Here is an 18,926-nt window from a genome sequence, read left to right on the forward strand (position 1 = left end):
CTAGATCGCGAGCGATTCGCTGTGGACCAGCCATCCGGCGAGCGCGATCAATGTCAGCGCAATCGATGCGGAGACGCTGACCAGCTTGATCGTCGTGATCGCCTTCAGGATCGAGACGGATCGCGCCGCCGCAAGCGGATCGCCACGCAACAGCAGCCATCCCAGCAGGCAATCCTCGATCAGGTCGCTGAGCAGATACACCGCCGGCACGACGAGGCCGAGCCACGCCGCGGACGGATAGATCTGGTTGAGCCAATGCGATGACGCCGCACCCATCGCCCCCGCCAGCGCCAGCATGACGATGAGATCGAGCGGGAACAGGATCGGGAAGACATACTTCATCCGAAGATCGGACTGCACCAGCTCACCGAACTGCTCGCCGCTATAGCTCAGCGTCTTCTCCGGAAAGCGGGTGCGGAATCGGCTGGCAAAGACCCGATCCGAATAGCTGCCGACCCACCGGAACAGTCCGAACGCACCCACCACCAGTCCCGCGAGAATAATCGTCACGAGAGCTTGATGGCTCATGCCGATCCGTTCCTGTCCAATCTGAGGCGGCCGCGGAAACCCGCAGGCATGATGATCGCGCGCACCGGTGAAATCCCCGAAAGGGAAAGATAGCAACGCAACACAGCAATGATTGGCGAGCAGATTCCCACCTTTTCCAAACCGCGGCAATTGAATTCTGGGATCGCTCCCCAGCACTTATCCAGGCCGCATGCACCTGCTGCTCTGCACGGCCGGCGTTCATACCGCGTACACAGAACCGTCTTCAATTGGAGATTGAATCGCCCCCGTGTTCTGCCGTACATAGAGGCGACGAATTTTCACGGCGACCGCAGGGGCAACGGATGCCGAAGGATATTGTGATTCTGTGCGACGGTACCGGCAACGAGATCGGCGCCAATATTTCCAACGTGTTGAAGCTGTTTCGCGTCGCCGACAAGGATGACCGGCAGCGCATCTACTATCATCCGGGCCTCGGCACCATCGGCCTGCAGAACAGCTGGGGCCGCTTCAAGCAGGAGGTACGAGGCCTGTTTGGCCTCGCCTTCGGCGCCGGTCTCGACAAGGACACGCTCGACGCCTACCGGTTTCTGTGTCGGCTCTGGGAGCCGGGCGACCGGGTCTGGATGTTCGGCTTCAGCCGCGGCGCCTACACCGTGCGCGTGCTGGCGGCCTTCGTCCATGTGATCGGCCTGTTGCCGGTCGACCAGCTCGACCTCGCCGGCTACGCGTTCTCGACCTACAAGAAGGCGAGCGCTGATGCCCAGAAATCCGACGGCACGTTCGACGACGCGCCGCTGAAGGAAGCCTGGCATTTCAGCCAGATCGCCGGCGGCCGCAACATCGACATCGCGTTCGTCGGGGTCTGGGACACCGTGGCCTCGATCATCGTGCCGCGGCAGGACAATTTCCTGTTCGACCTGCAGACGCTGCTGTTCACCCGCACCAATTCCAGCGTCAGGCGCTTCCGCCAGGCGATCTCGATCGACGAGCGCAGGCGCATGTTCCGCCTCAACCGCTGGATCGAGCCGCAGAAATTCCGCTCCGATCCGTTCGATCCGTCGACCGCCGTCGACCAGGACATCCGCCAGGTCTGGTTCGCCGGTGTGCATTCCGACATCGGCGGCGGCTATCCGGAGGACCAGAGCGGGCCGTCGAAGTTTCCGCTGATCTGGATGCTCGAGCAGGCCAAGGCCGCTGGATTGCAAGTGGACCAGGCGCTGATCGACCATCTCGCCTGGGGAATGCCGTTGCCACCGCACAAGCATGAATATGTGCCGCCGAGTGCGACGGCGCCGCTGCACAATTCGCTGACCGCCGCCTGGGAAATCCTGGAATGGATTCCGAAGAGCGACAGATGGAAGGAATGGCCGGAGCGAAAATCCTTCCTCGGCTTCTACCTGCCGCGCGGCGAGCCGCGGCCCATCCCGGACGGCGCGACCATCCATGCCTCAGTGATGGAGCGGATGGAGAAGGATTCGAGCTACAAGCCGATCAACATGCCGAAGACCTACAACGTCGAGCCGATGCCGACACCTCCGGCACCGCCCGCGCCGACGGTCTGATAGAGATTTACGCGTCGATCGCGTCCTTGATCCGCTTGCGGCTGAGCGGCAGGTTGCGCAGCCGTTTGCCGGTTGCGCGCGCGATGGCATTGGCAAGCGACGCCGCGGCCGGGCCCTGCCCGGTCTCGCCGCTGCCGAGGAACGGCTGGCCCGGGCGGTTGATGATATGGACGGCGATGCTGTCGGGCACCGCATTGAAGCGCAGGATCGGATAGGTCTGCCAGTCGATGCTGGTGATCCTCACATCATCGAACGAGACGCTTTCATACAGCGTCCAGCTGGTCGACTGCACGATCGCGCCCTCGATCTGGTTGGTGATGCCATCGGGATTGACGACCTGGCCGGCATCGACGGCGGCGACCGCGCGCACCAGCCGGGCCCGGCCGGTCTCGCGATCGACCTCCACCTCGGACGCTATGGCGCAATAGGCGGCGAGGTTCTTGTAGCGCGCGAACGCAAAGCCGTAGCCGCGATTCTGCGGCGGCTTTTGCCCGCGCGTCCAGCCGAATTCCTGCGCAGCCTTCTCGACCACCGCGCGGCCGCGCACATCGTCGAGATGTTTGAGGCGAAACGCGACCGGATCGTCGCCGGCGAGATCCGCCAGTTCATCCATGAAGCTCTCGATCGAGAACACGTTGTGATAGGCGCCGAGCGCGCGCATCGCGGAAATCCGCAGCGGCATCGCAGGGATGAAGTGATGCATCACATGCGCGTTCGGGAAATTGTAGATCGGGATCGCGTTGCGATCGCCGCCGCCCTCCGGCAGCGGCAACGGCTTTGGCGCGGGCACCGCGAACGACCGCGCAATGTGCTGGGCCGCGAGCAGCGAGCCGGCGCCGCCCGGCCGCATCGAATGGGTGTTGCTCCACACCGCAAAATTCCAGTCGGCGATCTTGCCATTGCCGTCCAGTGACGCGCTCAGCCTGGTCACCATGGCGGGACCATAGGGCTCCCAGCCGTGCTCCTGCTCGCGCATCCACTGCACCCGGACCGGTCGCCCGGGAAGCGCACGGGCAATCAGCGCCGCGTCGGCCGCAGCATCGTCGGCGCCGTTATGGCCGTAGCAGCCGGAGCCTTCGACATGGATCAGGCGGACGCTCGCTTGCGGCATGCCGAGCATCTCGGCGATCGACTGCCGGTCCGGATAGACACCTTGGGTGTGCGTCCACACCGTCATTGCGCCATCGACGAACTGCGCGACCGCGCAGGACGGCCCGATCGAGCCGTGCGACTGGTAGGGCCGCGTATAGGTGGCTTCGAGCGATCGTGCGCCGCTCACCGTGGGATCACTGCGCTGGAAGATCGCAAAATCCTGCGACGGCAGCGCGGTCAGCACGCTTGCGAGATCGTGCTGGTTCGGCAGTTTCGCACTCTCCCGCCACTTTGCCGCGGCGGCCAGCGCGTGCATGGCCTTGACCGCCCCGAATTCCTTCTCGGCGACCACGGCGAGGAAATTGCCGTCGCGCACGATTCCGATCACGCCGGGCATTTTCTCGATCGCCGCCGTATCGCATTCCGCAAGCTGCGCGCCATAGCTCGGCGGGCGCACCACGCGCGCATGCACCATGCCGGGCAACCGCATGTCCTGCACATAGGCCGCGCCGCCGGTGACCTTGGCCGGAATGTCGACGCGCGGGACCGGCTGGCCCATCACCTTGAAGCTCGCCGGATCCTTCAGGTTCGATGTCGGCTGCGCCTGGACATGCAGCACATCCGAAGCGACGAGCTCGCCATAGGTCAGGCGCCGGCCATCGGGCGCGACGACGGCCGCATTCTCGGTCCGCAACTCGTCAGGCGGCAAGGCGAAGCGCTTCGCTGCCTCCGCCACCAGCAGCGCGCGCGCCTGCGCCGCGGCGTGCAGGATCGCGGTGCCGCTGTCCTGCATCGAATGGCTGCCGGAGGTGTAACCCTCGTTCGCCGTGAGCTTGGTATCGGCGGTGATCACCTTCAGCGCATCGAAGGGAATATCGAGCTGCTCGGCCGCGATCTGCTGGAACGCGGTCCGGAATCCCTGGCCGAGTTCGGCCTTGCCCGTAAAGGCCGTGATCTGGCCGTCGGCATCGATCCGGATCCAGGAATCCAGATTGGGCGTTTTCGCGAGGCTGCCCGGCAGCTCCGGTCCTTGCGAGGCCTTCCGCTCCTGCGCCACTGCGTGACGCAGCGAGAAGCTCACGATCAGCGCGCCGCCACCGGCCAGCACGCTGCGGCGATCGAGAACCACCGGCGCGGTCATCGGACGCTCCTGTCGCTTGCGGCATCGGCGGTATCCATCAGCCGGGCGGCACGATGCACCGCGCGGAGGATGCGCATATGGGTGCCGCAGCGGCAGAGATGCGGCTCCAGCTCGGCGCGGATTTGCGCATCCGATGGCTTCGGGTTGCGCATCAAGAGCGCCTGCGCGCGCATCATCATCCCGGCGATGCAGTAACCGCACTGGGCGGCCTGCTCCTCCATGAAGGCGCGCTGGATCGGCGCCGGCGCGGCCACGGTGCCGAGCCCTTCCAGCGTCGTCACCTGCTTGCCCTCGACGAGCAGCAGCGGCGTGACGCAGGACAGCACCGCCTTGCCGTCGACGATCACGGTGCAGGAGCCGCATTGCCCGAGCCCGCAGCCGAACTTGGCGGCGTTGAGCGCGACATCGTTGCGCAGCACGTAGAGCAGCGGCGTATCCGGATCGGCATCGACCTGATGATCCCGGCCATTGACCTTCAATGTCGTCATGGCTTGCCTCGCTGTGTGGATTCGGTAGATGCGTCGCGCACCGCGAGCGACGCAGCCTGCACCGTGCGTGCGTTGCGCACGGCCTTGTCGAGATCGTTCCACGCCGGTCGCTTGCCGAACCGGGCGCGCAAATAGTTCGCCAGCGCAACCATCTGCGCATCGTCGATGCTGGCGGCGAAGCCCGGCATGATCGGGCTGCGCTCGCCGTCGACGGCGGTGACGCCCGACAGCACAATGTTGAGAAGATTACGCGGATCGGGGCTTGCGATCGCCGTGCTGAGCGCGAGGTTGACGCCGCCATAGGGCAGCGCGCGGTTACCCTCATGGCAGGCTGCGCAGGCTGCGGCATAGATCGCGGCACCTGCGGCGTTGGGCTGCGTTGCGTCGGCCGAGGTCGATGGCGTCACCGCATCGGCGGGCGGCTTGCGATCCGGCGCCGGCGCGCCCGAGATATCGGCCATGTACATGGCGATGGCGCGCACGTCGCTGTCGGGCACCGAGGCCAGATTGCCGACCACCTCAGCCATCGGTCCGCGAGCGGTGCCGTGATCGGCATGCCAGCCGTGGCGCAGATAGGCGTACAGCGCATCGGCGGTCCACCGCACCGGGGCGCGCGAAGTGTCGTTCAGTGCGTAGGCATGCCAATTATCGACGTCGCCGCCGGCGAACTGCGCATTCACCCGCTCGGCGCCGAGCGCGTTGCGCGGGGTGTGGCAGGCACCGCAATGCGCGAGCCCCTCGACCAGATAGGCGCCGCGGTTCCATTCGGCGCCCTTCGCTGCGTCGGAAGGCACGTCGCCGCTGCGAAAATACAGCAGCTTCCATCCGGCAATCAGCGGTCGATAGTTGAGCGGAAACGACAGCTGATTCGCCGGCGCCGACGCGTGCACCGGCTGCCGCGTCATCAGGAACGCATAGAGCGCCCGGTCGTCCGCGTCGGAGACATTGGTGAAATGGTCGTAGGGAAAGGTCGGGTAGAGATGCCGGCCGGCGCGGCTGACGCCCGCGCGCATCGCACGGACAAACGCCTCCTCCGGCCAGCCCCCGATGCCGGTTTCGGCATCGGGCGTGATGTTCGACGAGAAGATGGTGCCGAACGGGGTGGGAACCGGAAGCCCGCCGGCATAATTCGCGCCGCCCTGCACGGTGTGGCAGGTGTTGCAATTGCCGATCGAAGCCAGATCGCGGCCGCGCTTGACGATATCAGGGTCGAACGTATCGGGCCGCGGCGGCGCAATGGCCGCAATCTGCGGCCGCCAGGCCACCGCATAGCCTGCTGCCACGCCCGCGACCAGCACGATCGCGGCAATGCCTGTGATGATCCGCAGCTGACCGGGCATGCCTGAATTGAGTTTGTTGTTGGGACGTGTATTAACACGTTTCGTTCCGGTATCGTTCGGCCAGAAGACGTCGATCACCGCCTGTTGACCCCAGGACCGATCAAGGGATCATGACCGCCCAGCCCGCCCTCGATCGCGCATCCGCTCCGCCTCGCGACGCGCGATCCGTGCTCAGTTCCGTGTTCGGCCTGTCGGGCTTCCGCGGCGCGCAGGAAAAGATCATCCGCCACGTCACCGATGGCGGCAATTGCCTGGTGCTGATGCCGACCGGCGGCGGCAAGTCGCTGTGCTACCAGCTGCCGGCGCTGCTGCGCGACGGTTGCGGCATCGTGGTGTCACCGCTGATCGCATTGATGCGCGACCAGGTCGCGGGCCTCACCGAGGCCGGCGTCAACGCCGCGGTGCTGAATTCGACGCTGTCCTATGACGAAGCCTCCGAGGTCGAGCGGCGGCTGCTCGCCGGCGATCTCGACCTGCTTTACGTCGCGCCGGAACGGCTGCTGACGCCGCGCTGCCTCAATCTGCTCAGTCAGGCGCAGATCGCGCTGTTTGCGATTGACGAGGCGCACTGCGTCTCGCAATGGGGCCACGACTTCCGCCCGGAATATATCGGCCTGTCGGCGCTCGCCGAGCGCTTCCCCAAGGTGCCGCGCATCGCGCTGACCGCGACCGCTGACGCGCTGACACGGAAGGAGATCGCCGAGCGGCTCCAACTCACCGACGCGCCGGAGTTCGTCGCGAGCTTCGATCGCCCCAACATCCGCTACGAAATCGTCGACAAGCAGAACGCCACCACGCAGCTGAAGAACTTCATCAGGGAGCGGCATGCCGGCGACGCCGGCGTGGTCTATTGCCTGTCGCGCGCCAAGGTCGAGGACGTCGCGGCGGCGCTCAGCGAGGCCGGCATTGCCGCGTTGCCGTATCATGCCGGCCTCGACGCCAGCGTGCGCGCCCGGCATCAGGACCGCTTCCTCAACGAGGACGGCATCGTGATCGTCGCCACGATCGCGTTCGGCATGGGCATCGACAAGCCCGACGTGCGCTTCGTCGCGCATCTCGATCTGCCGAAGAGCATAGAGGCCTATTACCAGGAGACCGGCCGCGCCGGCCGCGACGGCAAGCCGTCGGCGGCGTGGATGGCCTATGGCCTCTCCGACATCGTGCAGCAGCGCCGCATGATCGATGAATCGACCGGCTCCGACGCCTTCAAGCGCGTCTCGATCGGCAAGCTCGATGCGCTGGTGGCGTTGGCTGAAACGGTGCATTGCCGGCGGCAGCGCCTGCTCGGCTATTTCGGCGAGACCCGCAGCGACGAAAGCTGCGGCAATTGCGACAACTGCCTGACGCCGCCGCGGGTCCGCGACGGCAAGGTGCTCGCGCAGAAGCTCTTGTCCTGCGTCTATCGCACCGGGCAACGCTTTGGCGCCATGCACCTGATCGACGTCCTGGTCGGGCGGCTGACCGAGCGGGTCAAGCAGTTCAACCACGACCAATTGTCGGTGTTCGGCATCGGCCGCGAGCTCAATGAGAAGCAATGGCGCGCGGTGCTGCGCCAGCTGGTGGCGATGGGCCACCTGCGCGCCGACAGCGACGCCTTTGGCGCGCTGAAGCTGACGGACAGCGCGCGCGGCGTGCTGAAAGGCGAGACCGCGGTGATGTTGCGCGAACAGCCGGAAGGCGCGCGCAACCGCGCGGTGCGCAGCAAGTCGCGCCGCGGCGAGCTTGTGCCCGCAGCCGACAGCCCGGGCGGCGTCGCCAGCCCTGCACTGCATGCGGCGTTACGCGCCTGGCGTTCGGATGTAGCGCGACAACGCGGCGTGCCGGCCTATGTCGTGCTGCACGATTCCACCATCGACGGCATCGCCGCGATGCGGCCGGACACGCTCAGCGACCTGCGCAACATCGCCGGGATCGGCGACAAGAAGCTCGAGCATTACGGCGAGGAGCTGATCCGCATCGTCAAGTCAAACGACGGCTGAGAATCACGCCAACTTTAAAGTGCATCCAGACTGCATCTATTGACTGCGATCACACGCTCGGCCATCGGTGACGCATGTCTGCACAACCTGAGGCCGCATCCGCCGACCTGTTCCGCCATCCGCCGCTATTGCTGTTCGTGGCGTCGCGCGGCTTCTCCGAATTCGCCTACCAGATCGCGACCGTTGCGATCGGCTGGCAGGTCTATGCGCTGACCGGCAGTGCGGTCTATCTCGGCCTGGTCGGGCTGGTGCAGTTCATTCCCAGCGCGCTGCTGGTGTTCATCGCCGGCCACGCCGCCGATCGCTACGATCGCCGCCGCGTCGTGCAGGTCTGCCAGATCATTCAGGGGCTCGGGGCCGGCTATCTCGGATGGCGCAGTTTTGCCGGCGACCTGACGGTGCCCGAGATCTTCACGGTGCTGGTTGCGTTCGGTGTCGCCAGCGCATTCGGCGATCCGGCCGCCTCGGCGCTGCTGCCGGCCGTGGCGCCGGAAGGCCATCTGCAACGCGCCACCGCGCTGTCGACCGGTGCCTGGCAGGTCTCGGTCGTCGCCGGCCCCGCGATCGGCGGCTTCGCCTACGCGATCTCTCCGGTGGTCCCCTATGCCGTGATGACGGCGTTCTGGCTGCTCGCTGCCCTCCTCGCCGGTGCGATCCGGCTGGAGCGGCCGGCGGCCGAGCCGGATCCGCCATCGCTCGGTCAGTTGTTCGCCGGCGTGAAATTCGTCCGCGACAATCCGGCGATCCTCGGCACCATCTCGCTCGATCTGTTCGCGGTGCTGCTCGGCGGCGCCAGCGCGCTGCTGCCGATCTATGCGCGCGACATCCTGCAAGCCGGCCCCTGGGCGCTCGGCGTGATGCGCGCGGCTCCCGCGGTCGGCGCGCTGGTCATGACCGCCGTGCTGGCGCGGCATCCGATCACCAAGCATATCGGCGTTCGCATGTTCCAGGGCGTGATCGCGTTCGGCGTTGCGACCTGCGTGTTCGCGTTGTCGAAGGAAATCTGGCTGTCGACGCTGGCGCTCGCGGCGATGGGTGCTGCCGACACGATCAGCGTCGTGATCCGCGTCTCGCTGGTGCAGCTCGCGACGCCGGACGAGATGCGCGGCCGCGTCGGCGCCGTGAACTATCTGTTCGTCAACGCCTCCAACCAGCTCGGCGAGTTCGAAAGCGGCATCACCGCCGCGCTGTTCGGCACGGTGCCGGCCGCCCTGATCGGCGGCATCGGCACGGTTGCGGTGGCGCTGCTCTGGATGAGATTGTTCCCATCATTGCGTAAGGTGGAACGGCTGGAATAAGCCCGCGCTCGAATACCGCTGCGATCAGCGCCGCAGCATAGGAGCCATACCCGGCCCGGCAACGCACGTGCTTGCGGGCTGCACCGCGCTCGCCCTAATCTTTTGCCCAATGCGTCCAACGAGGCGCGGACAAGACAACGATATAGGGAAGAGACGGGCCATGGCTCAGGAGAGCACCGCGCGCACAACTGCGCGCCCTGCCGAAACTGGAACGTTCGATGCCGTGGTGATCGGTGCGGGCTTCGCCGGCATGTACATGCTGCATCGGCTGCGCGGGCTCGGCTTCACCGCGCGGGTCTATGAGGCCGGCGGCGGTGTCGGCGGCACCTGGTACTGGAATCGCTATCCCGGCGCGCGCTGCGACGTCGAGAGCCTGCAATATTCCTTCTCGTTCTCCGAGGAACTCGATCAGGATTGGAGCTGGTCGGAGAAATATTCTCCGCAGCCCGAAATTCTCGCCTACGCCAATCACGTCGCCGATCGCTTCGATCTGCGCAGCCAGATCGTGTTCGACACCCGCGTCACCGCGGCGACCTTCGACGAGCAGGCAGGCAACTGGCTGATCGAGACCGACCGCGGCGACAAGGTCACCGCGAAATTCTGCATCATGGCGGTCGGCTGCCTGTCGGCGCCGAACCGCCCGGCTTTCACCGGCATGGAAGATTTCCGCGGGCCGATCTATCACACCGGCGAATGGCCGCATCAGGGTGTCGACTTCACCGGCCAGCGCGTCGGCGTGATCGGCACCGGCTCGTCGGCGATCCAGTCGATCCCGATCATCGCGCAGCAGGCTTCCGAGCTCACCGTGTTCCAGCGCACCGCGACCTGGTCGGTGCCGGCGTGGAACGAGCAGCTATCGGCCGAGTACCTCAAGGAAGCCAAGGCGCATTATCCGGAGCTGCGTGCCAAGGCCCGCGCGCGCCCGACCGGCTTCTATTTCCAGTTCAACGCCCAGCCTGCGTTGCAGGCGAGCGAGGACGAGCGCGAGCGGCTGTATGAGGAGGCCTGGCAGCGCGGCGGCCTGCCTTTCCTCGGCGCGTTCGGCGACCTCTTGTTCGAGAAGGCGGCCAACGACACCATCGCCGACTTCGCGCGTGAGAAGATCCGCGGCATCGTCAAGGATCCGGCGACGGCAGAACTGCTGTGCCCGCAGAACGTGTTCGGCTGCAAGCGGCTCTGCGTCGACACCAATTATTTCGAAACCTACAATCTGCCGCATGTGAAACTGGTCGACGTGTCGACGACGCCGATCGAGCGCTTCACCACCGATGGCATCGTGGTCGGCGGCACCGAATACAGATTCGATGCGATCGTCTCCGCCACCGGCTTCGCCGCCATGACCGGCTCGTTCGACAAGATCGCGATCACCGGCCGCGGCGGGCAGACGCTCGCCGAAAAATGGCGCGCCGGCCCGCGCGCCTATCTCGGCCTCGCCTCGGAAGGGTTTCCGAACCTGTTCATGATCACAGGGCCCGGCAGCCCATCGGTGCTCGCGAGCATGATCCAGGCGATCGAGCAGCATGTCGATTGGCTGGCGGATTGCATCAGTCACATGCGCGACATCGGTGCCGGCACGATCGAGGCGGTCCGCGACGACGAGGACGCCTGGGTCGCCCATGTCAACGACGTCTCCACGGTCTCGCTGCGCTCGACCTGCAGCTCCTGGTATGTCGGCGCCAACATCCCGGGCCGGCCCCGTGTGTTCATGCCCTATATCGGCGGCTTCCCGATCTATGTGCAGAAGTGCAATGAGGTGATGAACTCCGGCTATGACGGCTTCGTGCTGCAGGGCGGGCGCAACGGCAACGCGCCGCCGCAGGTGCGCTTCACCGAGCGCTGGCAGGTGCCGCTCGACATCGAGGTGATCTCGCCGGCCGCGGTCGCTGCCAGGCGGGTTCCTGTGGTCTGAGCCGCAGCGGTATCCCGCACTGGATCGCCCGTGATAGTGTCACGCTGGCCCGCGTTTCGCCTCGCGGGCCGCACGGGGGACGATGACCGACACGGCGTTGCAGGGATTGGTCGAACGGATCGGCGCAGACCATGTCGTGCGCCGGCTTGGCATCGAGGCCGCGCATGAGAGGCAGCTGATCGGCCAGGGCACGCTGGTGTTCAATGTCGAGAACTGGCGCCTGGCGCCGGGGATCGTCACGACCGCGCTCAAGCTGACCGGCCTCTATGGCCGGGCGCGGCGCAATGCCGACCGGGTCGAGGTGCGGCGCAATCTGGTGACGTCGGCGCGGCTGCCGGCAGCTTTCGACGGCTTCACCATCCTTCACCTCAGCGATCTCCACGCCGACATCAGCCAGGGCGCGATGCGGCATCTGGCCGACATCGTGCGTTACCTCGCCTGCGACATCTGCGTCCTGACCGGCGATTATCGCGGCAGGACGTTCGGCCCGTTCGAGACCAGCCTCGCGCTGATGAGGGATGTCTGCGCGCGGATCAAGCAGCCGCTCTACGGCATCCTCGGCAATCACGACAGCATCCGCATGACGCCGGCGCTGGAGGCGATGGGCATCAGGATGCTGTTCAACGAACAGGAGCCGATCATGCGCGATGGCGCGACGATCCATCTCGCCGGGATCGACGACGCGCATTTCTATCGCACCGACGACATTGCGAAGGCTGCCGCGGCGATCCCGCGCGACGCGTTCGCGATCCTGCTGGCGCATACGCCGGAATCCTATCGCGCGGCTGACGCGGCCGGCTTCGACCTGATGCTGAGCGGCCATACCCATGGCGGCCAGCTCTGCCTGCCCGGCGGCATCGCGATCAAGCTGGAAGCACGGCTGCCGCGCCGGATGGGCAACGGCGCCTGGCGCTTCCAGACGCTCGCCGGCTACACATCAACCGGCGCCGGCACCAGCCTCGCGCCGGTGCGGCTGAACTGCCCGGCCGAGATCACGGTGCATACGCTGCGGCGGCCGGGATAGCGGGTGAGTTGCCGTCGCAGGCGCGCATTACCAAAAATATCGAAAACAACCCCATGCAAAGGAGCCGGCGGGACTTTCGCCGGTAAAATCATATGGACGTTCGCCATACGCGATCGCTCTGCCGTAAGGACGAAGAGAGAGAGAGTAGCGGGAGTGTCAATTTCCCGGCTTCTTCGCGCCCGCGCTTTGTTCGTTCACCGTGCAAACGATCAGGAGCGTGTAGCCGCGCGCGTCCTTGGCGATCTCCGGCGTCTCACGCTTCAGCGAATCACGCCACTCGGCGGTCGGCCGCGAAGGCGGATGCTACTGCGGCTCTCCGACCGAGGATTGCGTCGGCGGATTGGGATCGCTGAACCAGTACCAGGACGCGAGGGCATGCACGCCGACGCCGATCAGGAAGATGCCGGCGTAGAGCTCGACCGCGTGATTCATCGCCAGCAGGCGGGCGCGCGGCACAGCGCCCTGGCCCTGGTAAGTCCAGAACCAGTGCCCCACGGCGACGATGCCAACGCCGAGCGCGGCGATGGCCCGGCCGGCCGCATTCATCATCCTCACGCGAAGGTCTCCCGACTTTCCCGGCCGGGACAGGATATCGGGAGAACCTGACGCTGACCTTACTCGGGAAATGGAACGCAGCCCGGATGGCACGCAGCTCGATCCGGTGGTCCTGCCCGGGGAGGGAGTTGTCTTCTCCTACCCCCTGAAAGGGGGAAGGTCGGGATGGGGGTCAAGCCACAGGCGATGCTGCAAGCGGCGAAAGCGGATCCCCACCCGCTTGGCTCTGGCGAGCAAAGCGACCTCCCCTTTTCAAAGGGAGGTATGCAGCAGCGTAGCCCGGAGTTCGCTTCGCTTCATCCGGGCTACGAAGCGGGAACAGCCTTACCCGTTGCGGAACGCGTAGGCGTAACCGTTGAGCGCCGGCGCGCCGCCGAGATGGGCGTAGAGCACCTTCGATCCGGCCGGGAAATAGCCCTTCTGCACCAGATCGATCATGCCCTGCATCGATTTGCCCTCATAGACGGGGTCGGTGATCATGCCCTCGAGCCGCGCGCTGAGGCGGATCGCCTCCTTGGTCTCCTCCGACGGCACGCCGTAGGCAGGATAGGCGTAGTCCTCGATCAACACGACATCATCCTCGACGATGTCGCGGCCGAGCTCGACCAGCTCAGCGGTGTTCTGCGCGATCGACAGCACCTGCGCCTTGGTTTGCGCCGGCGTGAACGAACCGTCGATACCGATCACGTTGCGCGCGCGCCCGTCGGCAGCGAAACCGACCAGCATGCCGGCATGGGTCGAGCCGGTCACCGTGCAGACGATGATGTAGTCGAACTTGACGCCGAGCTGACGCTCCTGCGCGCGTACCTCTTCGGCGAAGCCGACATAGCCGAGCCCGCCAAATTTGTGCACGGAGGCGCCGGCCGGAATCGCGTAAGGCTTGCCGCCCGAAGCCTTGACCTCCTCGATCGCCTGCTCCCAGCTCTTGCGGATGCCGATGTCGAAACCTTCGTCGACCAGGCGCACGTCGGCGCCCATCACGCGCGAGAGCAGGATGTTGCCGACGCGGTCGTAGACCGCGTCCTCATGCGGCACCCAGCTTTCCTGCACCAGCCGGCACTTCATGCCGATCTTGGCCGCGACCGCTGCAACCATGCGGGTGTGGTTCGATTGCACGCCGCCGATCGAGACCAGCGTGTCGGCGTTGGAGGCGATCGCGTCGGGGATGATGTATTCGAGCTTGCGCAGCTTGTTGCCGCCATAGGCAAGCCCGGAATTGCAATCCTCGCGCTTGGCATAGAGCTCGACCTTGCCGCCGAGATGCTTTGACAGCCGATCGAGCTTCTCGATGGCGGTCGGCCCGAAGGTGAGCGGATAGCGCGCGAATTTTTCCAGCATGCCGGCGTCCTCGTTGGTGTCCTGAACGGCGGCCAGACCTATCACCCCGGGTGCGAAAGGTGCTCTCTAACTCGGGCCCCGTAATTATCGAAGATTGCTGGATTTGGCCAAAATGATATATTTCCTCTCACCAAATCGAATAATAGTGAGAGATTCTTCCATGTCCGCCCGGCTCGACCGCATCGACCTCAAGATGTTGAGATTGCTGCAAAAGAACGGCCGGCTCAGTAATGCCGAGCTGGCCGATCAGGTCGGCGTCAGCCCCGCCACCTGCCATCGGCGGACCCAGGCGCTGTTCGACGAGGGTTATGTCAGCTGTGTCCGCGCCATGGTGGCGCCGCGCAAGCTCGGCAAGGGCACGCTGGTCATGGTCGGCGTGGTGCTCGACCGCTCGACGCCGGAGAGCTTTGCGAGCTTCGAGCAGGCGGTGGCGAAACTCAAATGCGTGCTCGACTGCCACCTCGTCGCCGGCGACTTCGACTATTTCCTCAAGATCCGCGCCGGCGACGTCGACGACTTCAAGCGCATCCATGGCGACCAGCTGATCGCGCTGCCCGGCGTGCGGCAGACCCGCACCTTCTTCGTGATGAAGGAGGTGGTGGACAACGCGGCGCTGGAGTTTTGAAGAGACGCCGGCGAGCGAGTGCCGCGCGTCGCGCAGCATCTCTTCAATGCTGAAAGGATCGCTTTAGCCGCCCGCCGCGCCTTCCGCCGATCCCTCGCGCCCATCCCTCGCCTTGCCGTGCAGCGCGACCGTGTCGCCATCGTAGGTCAGCGTCCAGGTCCAGGCGTCGCCGAGCCCGACATATTGCAGATCGACGACAAGGGTCCGCTCGTCCTGCCACGCGCCCTTGACGGCGCGAATACCGAGGAAGGTGGGGGAGCTCTTGCGTGAGAGGCCGTCGAGACCGATCGGTCCGTCGAAGTGACGCCGTGCAGGATCGCCGGCGTTGGTCTCCACGACGTAGCGCGGGTTCTCATCGGCAAGGAACAGCGTCAGCGTCTTGATGCCGAGGTTGTTGTCGGGGAATTTGTAGGTCCGGCCCGAGATCGTGGATGCGATCGCGGGCGTCGCACCAACCTGGGTCGGCTTCTCCGTGGCGACGTCGGCGATCGCCTTTGCCAATTGCTCGGCCGCGGCCGGATCGGCCGGCAGGGCCTGGTCGGATTTGACGGCGCCGGAAATCTCGTCGGCCAACCTGCCGAATGGGCAGAAATTGCTCGCCGTCATCACCGCAACGATATCGCGCTCCGGCAGGACCATGATCACCTGACAATGATAGCCGACCGTCATAAAGATGTGCTTGTCCGGAATGGTCCAGAACTGGTTGGCATAGCGCAGCCGCGGATCAAATCGGGCATTCATGTTCACGGTGGCATGGTTGACGGCATCGAGGAAATCCGCCGGCAGCAACTGCTTGCCCGCCCACTCACCGTTGCGCAGATAGAGATAGCCGATCTTCGCCATGTCGCGGGGCCGCATCATCAGCCCGAATCCGCCGATCGAAAGCCTTTGCGGATCGCGCCGCCAGAACGGCTGCGTGATGCCGAGCGGGCCGAACAGCCGCTCCTGGGCATAGTCGGCGGTGCTCTTGCCGGTGACCTTGCTTACGATCGCGGACAACAAATGCGAGCCACCGCTGTTGTAATAGAACACCTCGCCCGGCGCATGCGCCATCGGGCGGTCGAGAATGAACTGGACCCAGTCCGCGCTCTTTCCCATGTCGCGCAGCGACTGCTCCCGGCCGCCTTCAAACCCCTCGTCCCAGTCGAGGCCCGACGTCATGTTGAGCAGGTGCTGGACCGTGATGGCCTTCTTGCGCTCGTCGATATTGGCGATGCTGCGATCGGAAAAGAAATCCAGCATCGGATGATCGAGACGATCCAGCAGACCATCCTTGTAGGCGATCGCCAGCAGCGTCGAGACCATCGCCTTGGTGGAGGAGTTGATCGCGTGCGGCATGTCCGCGGTGAAGGGCGCGTAATTCACGTCGAGCACGACGCGGCCATGGCGCGTCACCAGCAGGCTGTCGAAGCTGCGCGTGGTGCCGGTGGTCACCAGCTTGGCCAGGACAGCCGAATCCATGCCCTGCTGCTCCGGCGTCGAGGTTTCCCATTGAGCCGTCGGCCAGACCGGCTCGGCGGCTTGCGCATTGGCCGCACCGGAATAAGCCCATGTGAGCAGGAAGAGCGCGCCAACCGCCGCAGCCCCGATCTGTGACGAAAGCCCGACGACGCGACCAACTGCCTGCATATTCCGCCCCTGCCAGTGATCCACTCGCGCAAGACATATATCAAGGCATATATCACGAGCGGCAGCGATCCTGTTTCACAACTTGCGGACATCGGATGCCGACGCGGCGAGAGCCAGGCGATTGGCAATTCCAAGTGTGATACGGCTCACGAATTCGTGGCAGAACGTCACAGCCCGGGTGGATGGGCGCGTGTTTCCGGGAGGCGTGCGATGCCGTAAGCTGTCCGCAGCCAACCTCGCGTCCAGCGGAGAGCCAGGCCGCCCCGTACAGACCGTTGCAACGCTGCGAGCGGCCCGACGTTGGTAACAAGCCGACATAACCGGGAGAACGTCATGACGATGCGACCCGACCCCACGTTTCACGCCTCGCCCAAGCTCGCGATGGAGGCGCCGCCGGAGCAGTTCGCCTACACGCTGCTGCTCAGTCCCGACTTCAAGAAGCCCGATGCGCTCGCGGTGATCGACGTCAAGCCGGGCTCGAAGACCTACGGCAAGATCGTTCACACCGTGACGATGCCGAACAAGGGCGACGAGTTCCATCACTTCGGCTGGAACGCCTGCTCCTCCGCATTGTCTCCGCTCACTGGGCACGCCTTCATCGAGCGGCGCTATCTCATTATCCCCGGCCTGCGGTCGTCGCGCATCTACATCATCGACACCAAGCCCTCGCCGCTCGAGGCCAAGATCCACAAGATCATCGAGCCGGAGGAAGTGTTCAAGAAGACCGGCTACTCGCGGCCGCACACCATTCATTGCGGGCCGGACGGCATCTATGTCTCCACCCTCGGCGGTGGCGGCAAGGACGGCACGCAAGGCCCGCCCGGCATCTTCATCATGGATTGCGAGACCTTCGACGTGCTCGGCCGCTGGGAGATCGACCGCGGGCCGCAGACGCTGCACTATGATTTCTGGTGGAATCTGCCGCGCGACTACATGGTGTCGAGCGAATGGGCGCTGCCGCCGCAATTCGAGAACGGCATCGTCGCCGAGGACCTGCTGTCGAACAAATACGGTCACCGGCTGCACTTCTGGGATTTGCGCGCGCGGCGCAACGTGCAGACCATCGACCTCGGCGCCAATCACCAGATGGCGCTCGAGGTCAGGCCCGCGCACGATCCGGTCCGCGAATACGGCTTCGTCGGCGTCGTCGTCGACACCACCAACCTCGAGGCCTCGATCTGGACCTGGTGGCGCGAGGGCGGAAAATTCCAGGCCGAGAAGACCGCGACGATCCCGCCCGAGCCGGCGCCGAAGGAGAAGCTGCCGCCGCTGTTGCAGGGCTTCGGCGCGGTGCCGCCGCTGGTCACCGACATCGACCTGTCGATGGACGACCGCTTCCTCTACGTCTCCTGCTGGGGTACCGGCGAGATGCGCCAATACGACGTGCGCGATCCGAGGAAGCCGAAGCTTGCGGGTTCGGTGCATATCGGCGGCATCGCGCGCCGCACGCCGCATCCGAGCGGCAAGGCGTTCGCCGGCGGCCCGCAGATGGTCGAGATCAGCCGCGACGGCAAGCGGGTGTACTGGACCAACTCGCTCTATTCGACCTGGGACGACCAGTTCTATCCCGACGGCATGCCGGGCGCCGAGGTGATGGCCAATGTCGGCGCCAACGGCGGGCTGGAGCTTGCCAAGGACTATTTCGTCGACTTCCCCGAGGGCTATCGCCCGCATCAGATCCGCCTCGAGGGCGGTGACTGCTCGACGGATTCGTTCTGCTATCCGTCGGTATGAGTGAGGTCGATCCGACGGCGATCTGGTTGTGGCTCGCGATCATCGCAAGCGGCCTCTATCACGGCATCAATCCGGGCATGGGCTGGCCGCTCGCGGTGTCCGCGGGCCTGATGGACAAATCCCCGCGCGCCGTGCTCGGCGCGCTGCTGCCGCTGTCGACGGGCCACCTCGCGGCGATGCTACTGGTGCTGCTGCCGTTTGCGCTGTTGATCGCGCTGGCGGAATGGCAGCGCCCGATCCAGATCACGGCTGCCATCATCATCATCGGCTTCGGCCTCATGCGTCTGGTTGATCGCCGTCATCCGCGCGTTCTGGCGCGGATACCGCCGGCCAGGCTGGCGCTGTGGTCGTTCGCGGTGGCGATTGCCCATGGCGCAGGCCTGATGCTGCTGCCGATCTATCTCGGCCTCTGCGCGACATCATCGGCGCATGATGGCCACACGGCCGCGGAGCGCGTGATCGGCCAGAATCTTGCGATGGCGCTTTTGGTTGCGCTGGTCCACACCGCCGCCATGCTCGCTGCCGGCGGCCTGCTGGCATGGCTGGTCTATCGCTATCTCGGCGTCAAATTCGTCGCGCGGAGCTGGTTCAATCTGGAGGCGGTCTGGGCAGTCAGCCTCATTCTCGTCGGCGCTGCGGCGCTTGCCATCAATGTCGCGGAGTGGCGCTGAGCCGTTGGGTCAGCCGGGCTGCCCGAGCGAA

Annotated in this window: 15 protein-coding genes; 8 read left to right on the forward strand and 7 right to left on the reverse strand. The window is 65.5% G+C overall.

All coding sequences use genetic code 11. The features are described from left to right. Positions 1-528: a hypothetical protein gene (locus tag BI327_RS28650; protein WP_245334965.1), complete on the reverse strand. Its 528-nt coding sequence runs from the start codon at positions 526-528 to the stop codon at positions 1-3. A gap of 323 nt (positions 529-851) precedes the next feature. On the opposite strand from BI327_RS28650, the gene BI327_RS28655 reads away from it, so the two are divergent. Beyond that, on the forward strand, positions 852-2,072 hold the full coding sequence (locus BI327_RS28655; RefSeq protein WP_076864619.1) for a DUF2235 domain-containing protein: 1,221 nt from the start codon (positions 852-854) through the stop codon (positions 2,070-2,072). Between the two features lie 7 nt (positions 2,073-2,079). Here BI327_RS28655 and BI327_RS28660 read toward each other — a convergent pair whose 3' ends face one another. From BI327_RS28660 to BI327_RS28670, 3 genes are read right to left on the reverse strand one after another with little or no spacing between them, the layout of a single operon-like run. After that, positions 2,080-4,305 (reverse strand): xanthine dehydrogenase family protein molybdopterin-binding subunit, encoded by a 2,226-nt coding sequence (locus tag BI327_RS28660; RefSeq protein WP_076864620.1) that lies wholly within the window; start codon positions 4,303-4,305, stop codon positions 2,080-2,082. Continuing rightward, positions 4,302-4,793, reverse strand: coding sequence for a (2Fe-2S)-binding protein (locus tag BI327_RS28665; RefSeq protein ID WP_076864621.1), 492 nt, complete (start codon positions 4,791-4,793; stop codon positions 4,302-4,304). Before BI327_RS28665 ends, BI327_RS28660 begins: the two co-directional genes overlap by 4 nt. After that, complete coding sequence (locus tag BI327_RS28670) at positions 4,790-6,133, reverse strand: cytochrome c (protein ID WP_076864622.1); 1,344 nt, start codon at positions 6,131-6,133, stop codon at positions 4,790-4,792. The genes BI327_RS28665 and BI327_RS28670 overlap by 4 nt, the downstream gene beginning before the upstream one ends. 110 nt (positions 6,134-6,243) lie before the next feature. Here BI327_RS28670 and recQ point away from each other — a divergent pair, with 110 nt between their 5' ends. The 4 genes from recQ to BI327_RS28690 all read left to right on the forward strand — a co-directional run bounded on the left by recQ (position 6,244) and on the right by BI327_RS28690 (position 12,343). Then, on the forward strand, positions 6,244-8,112 hold the full coding sequence (recQ, locus tag BI327_RS28675) for a DNA helicase RecQ (RefSeq protein ID WP_076864623.1): 1,869 nt from the start codon (positions 6,244-6,246) through the stop codon (positions 8,110-8,112). Positions 8,113-8,186: 74 nt separating this feature from the next. Beyond that, positions 8,187-9,410, forward strand: coding sequence for an MFS transporter (locus tag BI327_RS28680; protein WP_076864624.1), 1,224 nt, complete (start codon positions 8,187-8,189; stop codon positions 9,408-9,410). Between the two features lie 160 nt (positions 9,411-9,570). Beyond that, the gene (locus tag BI327_RS28685) at positions 9,571-11,319 is read left to right on the forward strand and encodes a flavin-containing monooxygenase (RefSeq protein WP_076864625.1); all 1,749 of its coding nucleotides are present in this window, start codon (positions 9,571-9,573) and stop codon (positions 11,317-11,319) included. A gap of 82 nt (positions 11,320-11,401) precedes the next feature. Continuing rightward, positions 11,402-12,343, forward strand: coding sequence for a metallophosphoesterase (locus tag BI327_RS28690; protein ID WP_076864626.1), 942 nt, complete (start codon positions 11,402-11,404; stop codon positions 12,341-12,343). A gap of 303 nt (positions 12,344-12,646) precedes the next feature. Here the strand turns inward: BI327_RS28690 and BI327_RS28695 are convergent, their stop codons facing one another. Further along, on the reverse strand, positions 12,647-12,892 hold the full coding sequence (locus tag BI327_RS28695) for a hypothetical protein (protein ID WP_245334975.1): 246 nt from the start codon (positions 12,890-12,892) through the stop codon (positions 12,647-12,649). A gap of 330 nt (positions 12,893-13,222) precedes the next feature. Then, the gene (locus BI327_RS28700) at positions 13,223-14,236 is read right to left on the reverse strand and encodes a 1-aminocyclopropane-1-carboxylate deaminase (protein WP_076864846.1); all 1,014 of its coding nucleotides are present in this window, start codon (positions 14,234-14,236) and stop codon (positions 13,223-13,225) included. Between the two features lie 160 nt (positions 14,237-14,396). Between BI327_RS28700 and BI327_RS28705 the strand changes: the two genes are divergently transcribed. Beyond that, the gene (locus BI327_RS28705; protein WP_076864627.1) at positions 14,397-14,861 is read left to right on the forward strand and encodes an Lrp/AsnC family transcriptional regulator; all 465 of its coding nucleotides are present in this window, start codon (positions 14,397-14,399) and stop codon (positions 14,859-14,861) included. Positions 14,862-14,924: 63 nt separating this feature from the next. On the opposite strand, the gene BI327_RS28710 is transcribed toward BI327_RS28705, so the two are convergent. Next, on the reverse strand, positions 14,925-16,490 hold the full coding sequence (locus tag BI327_RS28710; RefSeq protein ID WP_076864628.1) for a serine hydrolase domain-containing protein: 1,566 nt from the start codon (positions 16,488-16,490) through the stop codon (positions 14,925-14,927). Between the two features lie 333 nt (positions 16,491-16,823). On the opposite strand from BI327_RS28710, the gene BI327_RS28715 reads away from it, so the two are divergent. Together BI327_RS28715 and BI327_RS28720 are read left to right on the forward strand one after the other, a co-directional pair. Further along, positions 16,824-18,224, forward strand: a complete 1,401-nt coding sequence (locus BI327_RS28715; RefSeq protein ID WP_076864629.1) for a selenium-binding protein SBP56-related protein — start codon at positions 16,824-16,826, stop codon at positions 18,222-18,224. Beyond that, entirely contained in the window at positions 18,221-18,895 is a 675-nt protein-coding gene (locus tag BI327_RS28720; RefSeq protein ID WP_076864630.1) for a hypothetical protein, read from the forward strand. The genes BI327_RS28715 and BI327_RS28720 overlap by 4 nt, the downstream gene beginning before the upstream one ends. Positions 18,896-18,926 lie beyond the last annotated feature (31 nt).

Origin of the sequence: Bradyrhizobium mercantei, assembly GCF_001982635.1 — a bacterium.
In the GTDB taxonomy this organism is placed as follows: Bacteria; Pseudomonadota; Alphaproteobacteria; order Rhizobiales; family Xanthobacteraceae; genus Bradyrhizobium; species Bradyrhizobium mercantei.

Excerpts from the sequence above, each read along its gene's own strand:
- BI327_RS28650 (WP_245334965.1), bottom strand. The coding sequence starts at position 528 with ATGAGCCATCAAGCTCTCGTGACGATTATTCTCGCGGGACTGGTGGTG.
- BI327_RS28655 (WP_076864619.1), top strand. The coding sequence starts at position 852 with ATGCCGAAGGATATTGTGATTCTGTGCGACGGTACCGGCAACGAGATC.
- BI327_RS28660 (WP_076864620.1), bottom strand. The coding sequence starts at position 4,305 with ATGACCGCGCCGGTGGTTCTCGATCGCCGCAGCGTGCTGGCCGGTGGC.
- BI327_RS28665 (WP_076864621.1), bottom strand. The coding sequence starts at position 4,793 with ATGACGACATTGAAGGTCAATGGCCGGGATCATCAGGTCGATGCCGAT.
- BI327_RS28670 (WP_076864622.1), bottom strand. The coding sequence starts at position 6,133 with ATGCCCGGTCAGCTGCGGATCATCACAGGCATTGCCGCGATCGTGCTG.
- recQ (WP_076864623.1), top strand. The coding sequence starts at position 6,244 with ATGACCGCCCAGCCCGCCCTCGATCGCGCATCCGCTCCGCCTCGCGAC.
- BI327_RS28680 (WP_076864624.1), top strand. The coding sequence starts at position 8,187 with ATGTCTGCACAACCTGAGGCCGCATCCGCCGACCTGTTCCGCCATCCG.
- BI327_RS28685 (WP_076864625.1), top strand. The coding sequence starts at position 9,571 with ATGGCTCAGGAGAGCACCGCGCGCACAACTGCGCGCCCTGCCGAAACT.
- BI327_RS28690 (WP_076864626.1), top strand. The coding sequence starts at position 11,402 with ATGACCGACACGGCGTTGCAGGGATTGGTCGAACGGATCGGCGCAGAC.
- BI327_RS28695 (WP_245334975.1), bottom strand. The coding sequence starts at position 12,892 with ATGATGAATGCGGCCGGCCGGGCCATCGCCGCGCTCGGCGTTGGCATC.
- BI327_RS28700 (WP_076864846.1), bottom strand. The coding sequence starts at position 14,236 with ATGCTGGAAAAATTCGCGCGCTATCCGCTCACCTTCGGGCCGACCGCC.
- BI327_RS28705 (WP_076864627.1), top strand. The coding sequence starts at position 14,397 with ATGTCCGCCCGGCTCGACCGCATCGACCTCAAGATGTTGAGATTGCTG.
- BI327_RS28710 (WP_076864628.1), bottom strand. The coding sequence starts at position 16,490 with ATGCAGGCAGTTGGTCGCGTCGTCGGGCTTTCGTCACAGATCGGGGCT.
- BI327_RS28715 (WP_076864629.1), top strand. The coding sequence starts at position 16,824 with ATGACGATGCGACCCGACCCCACGTTTCACGCCTCGCCCAAGCTCGCG.
- BI327_RS28720 (WP_076864630.1), top strand. The coding sequence starts at position 18,221 with ATGAGTGAGGTCGATCCGACGGCGATCTGGTTGTGGCTCGCGATCATC.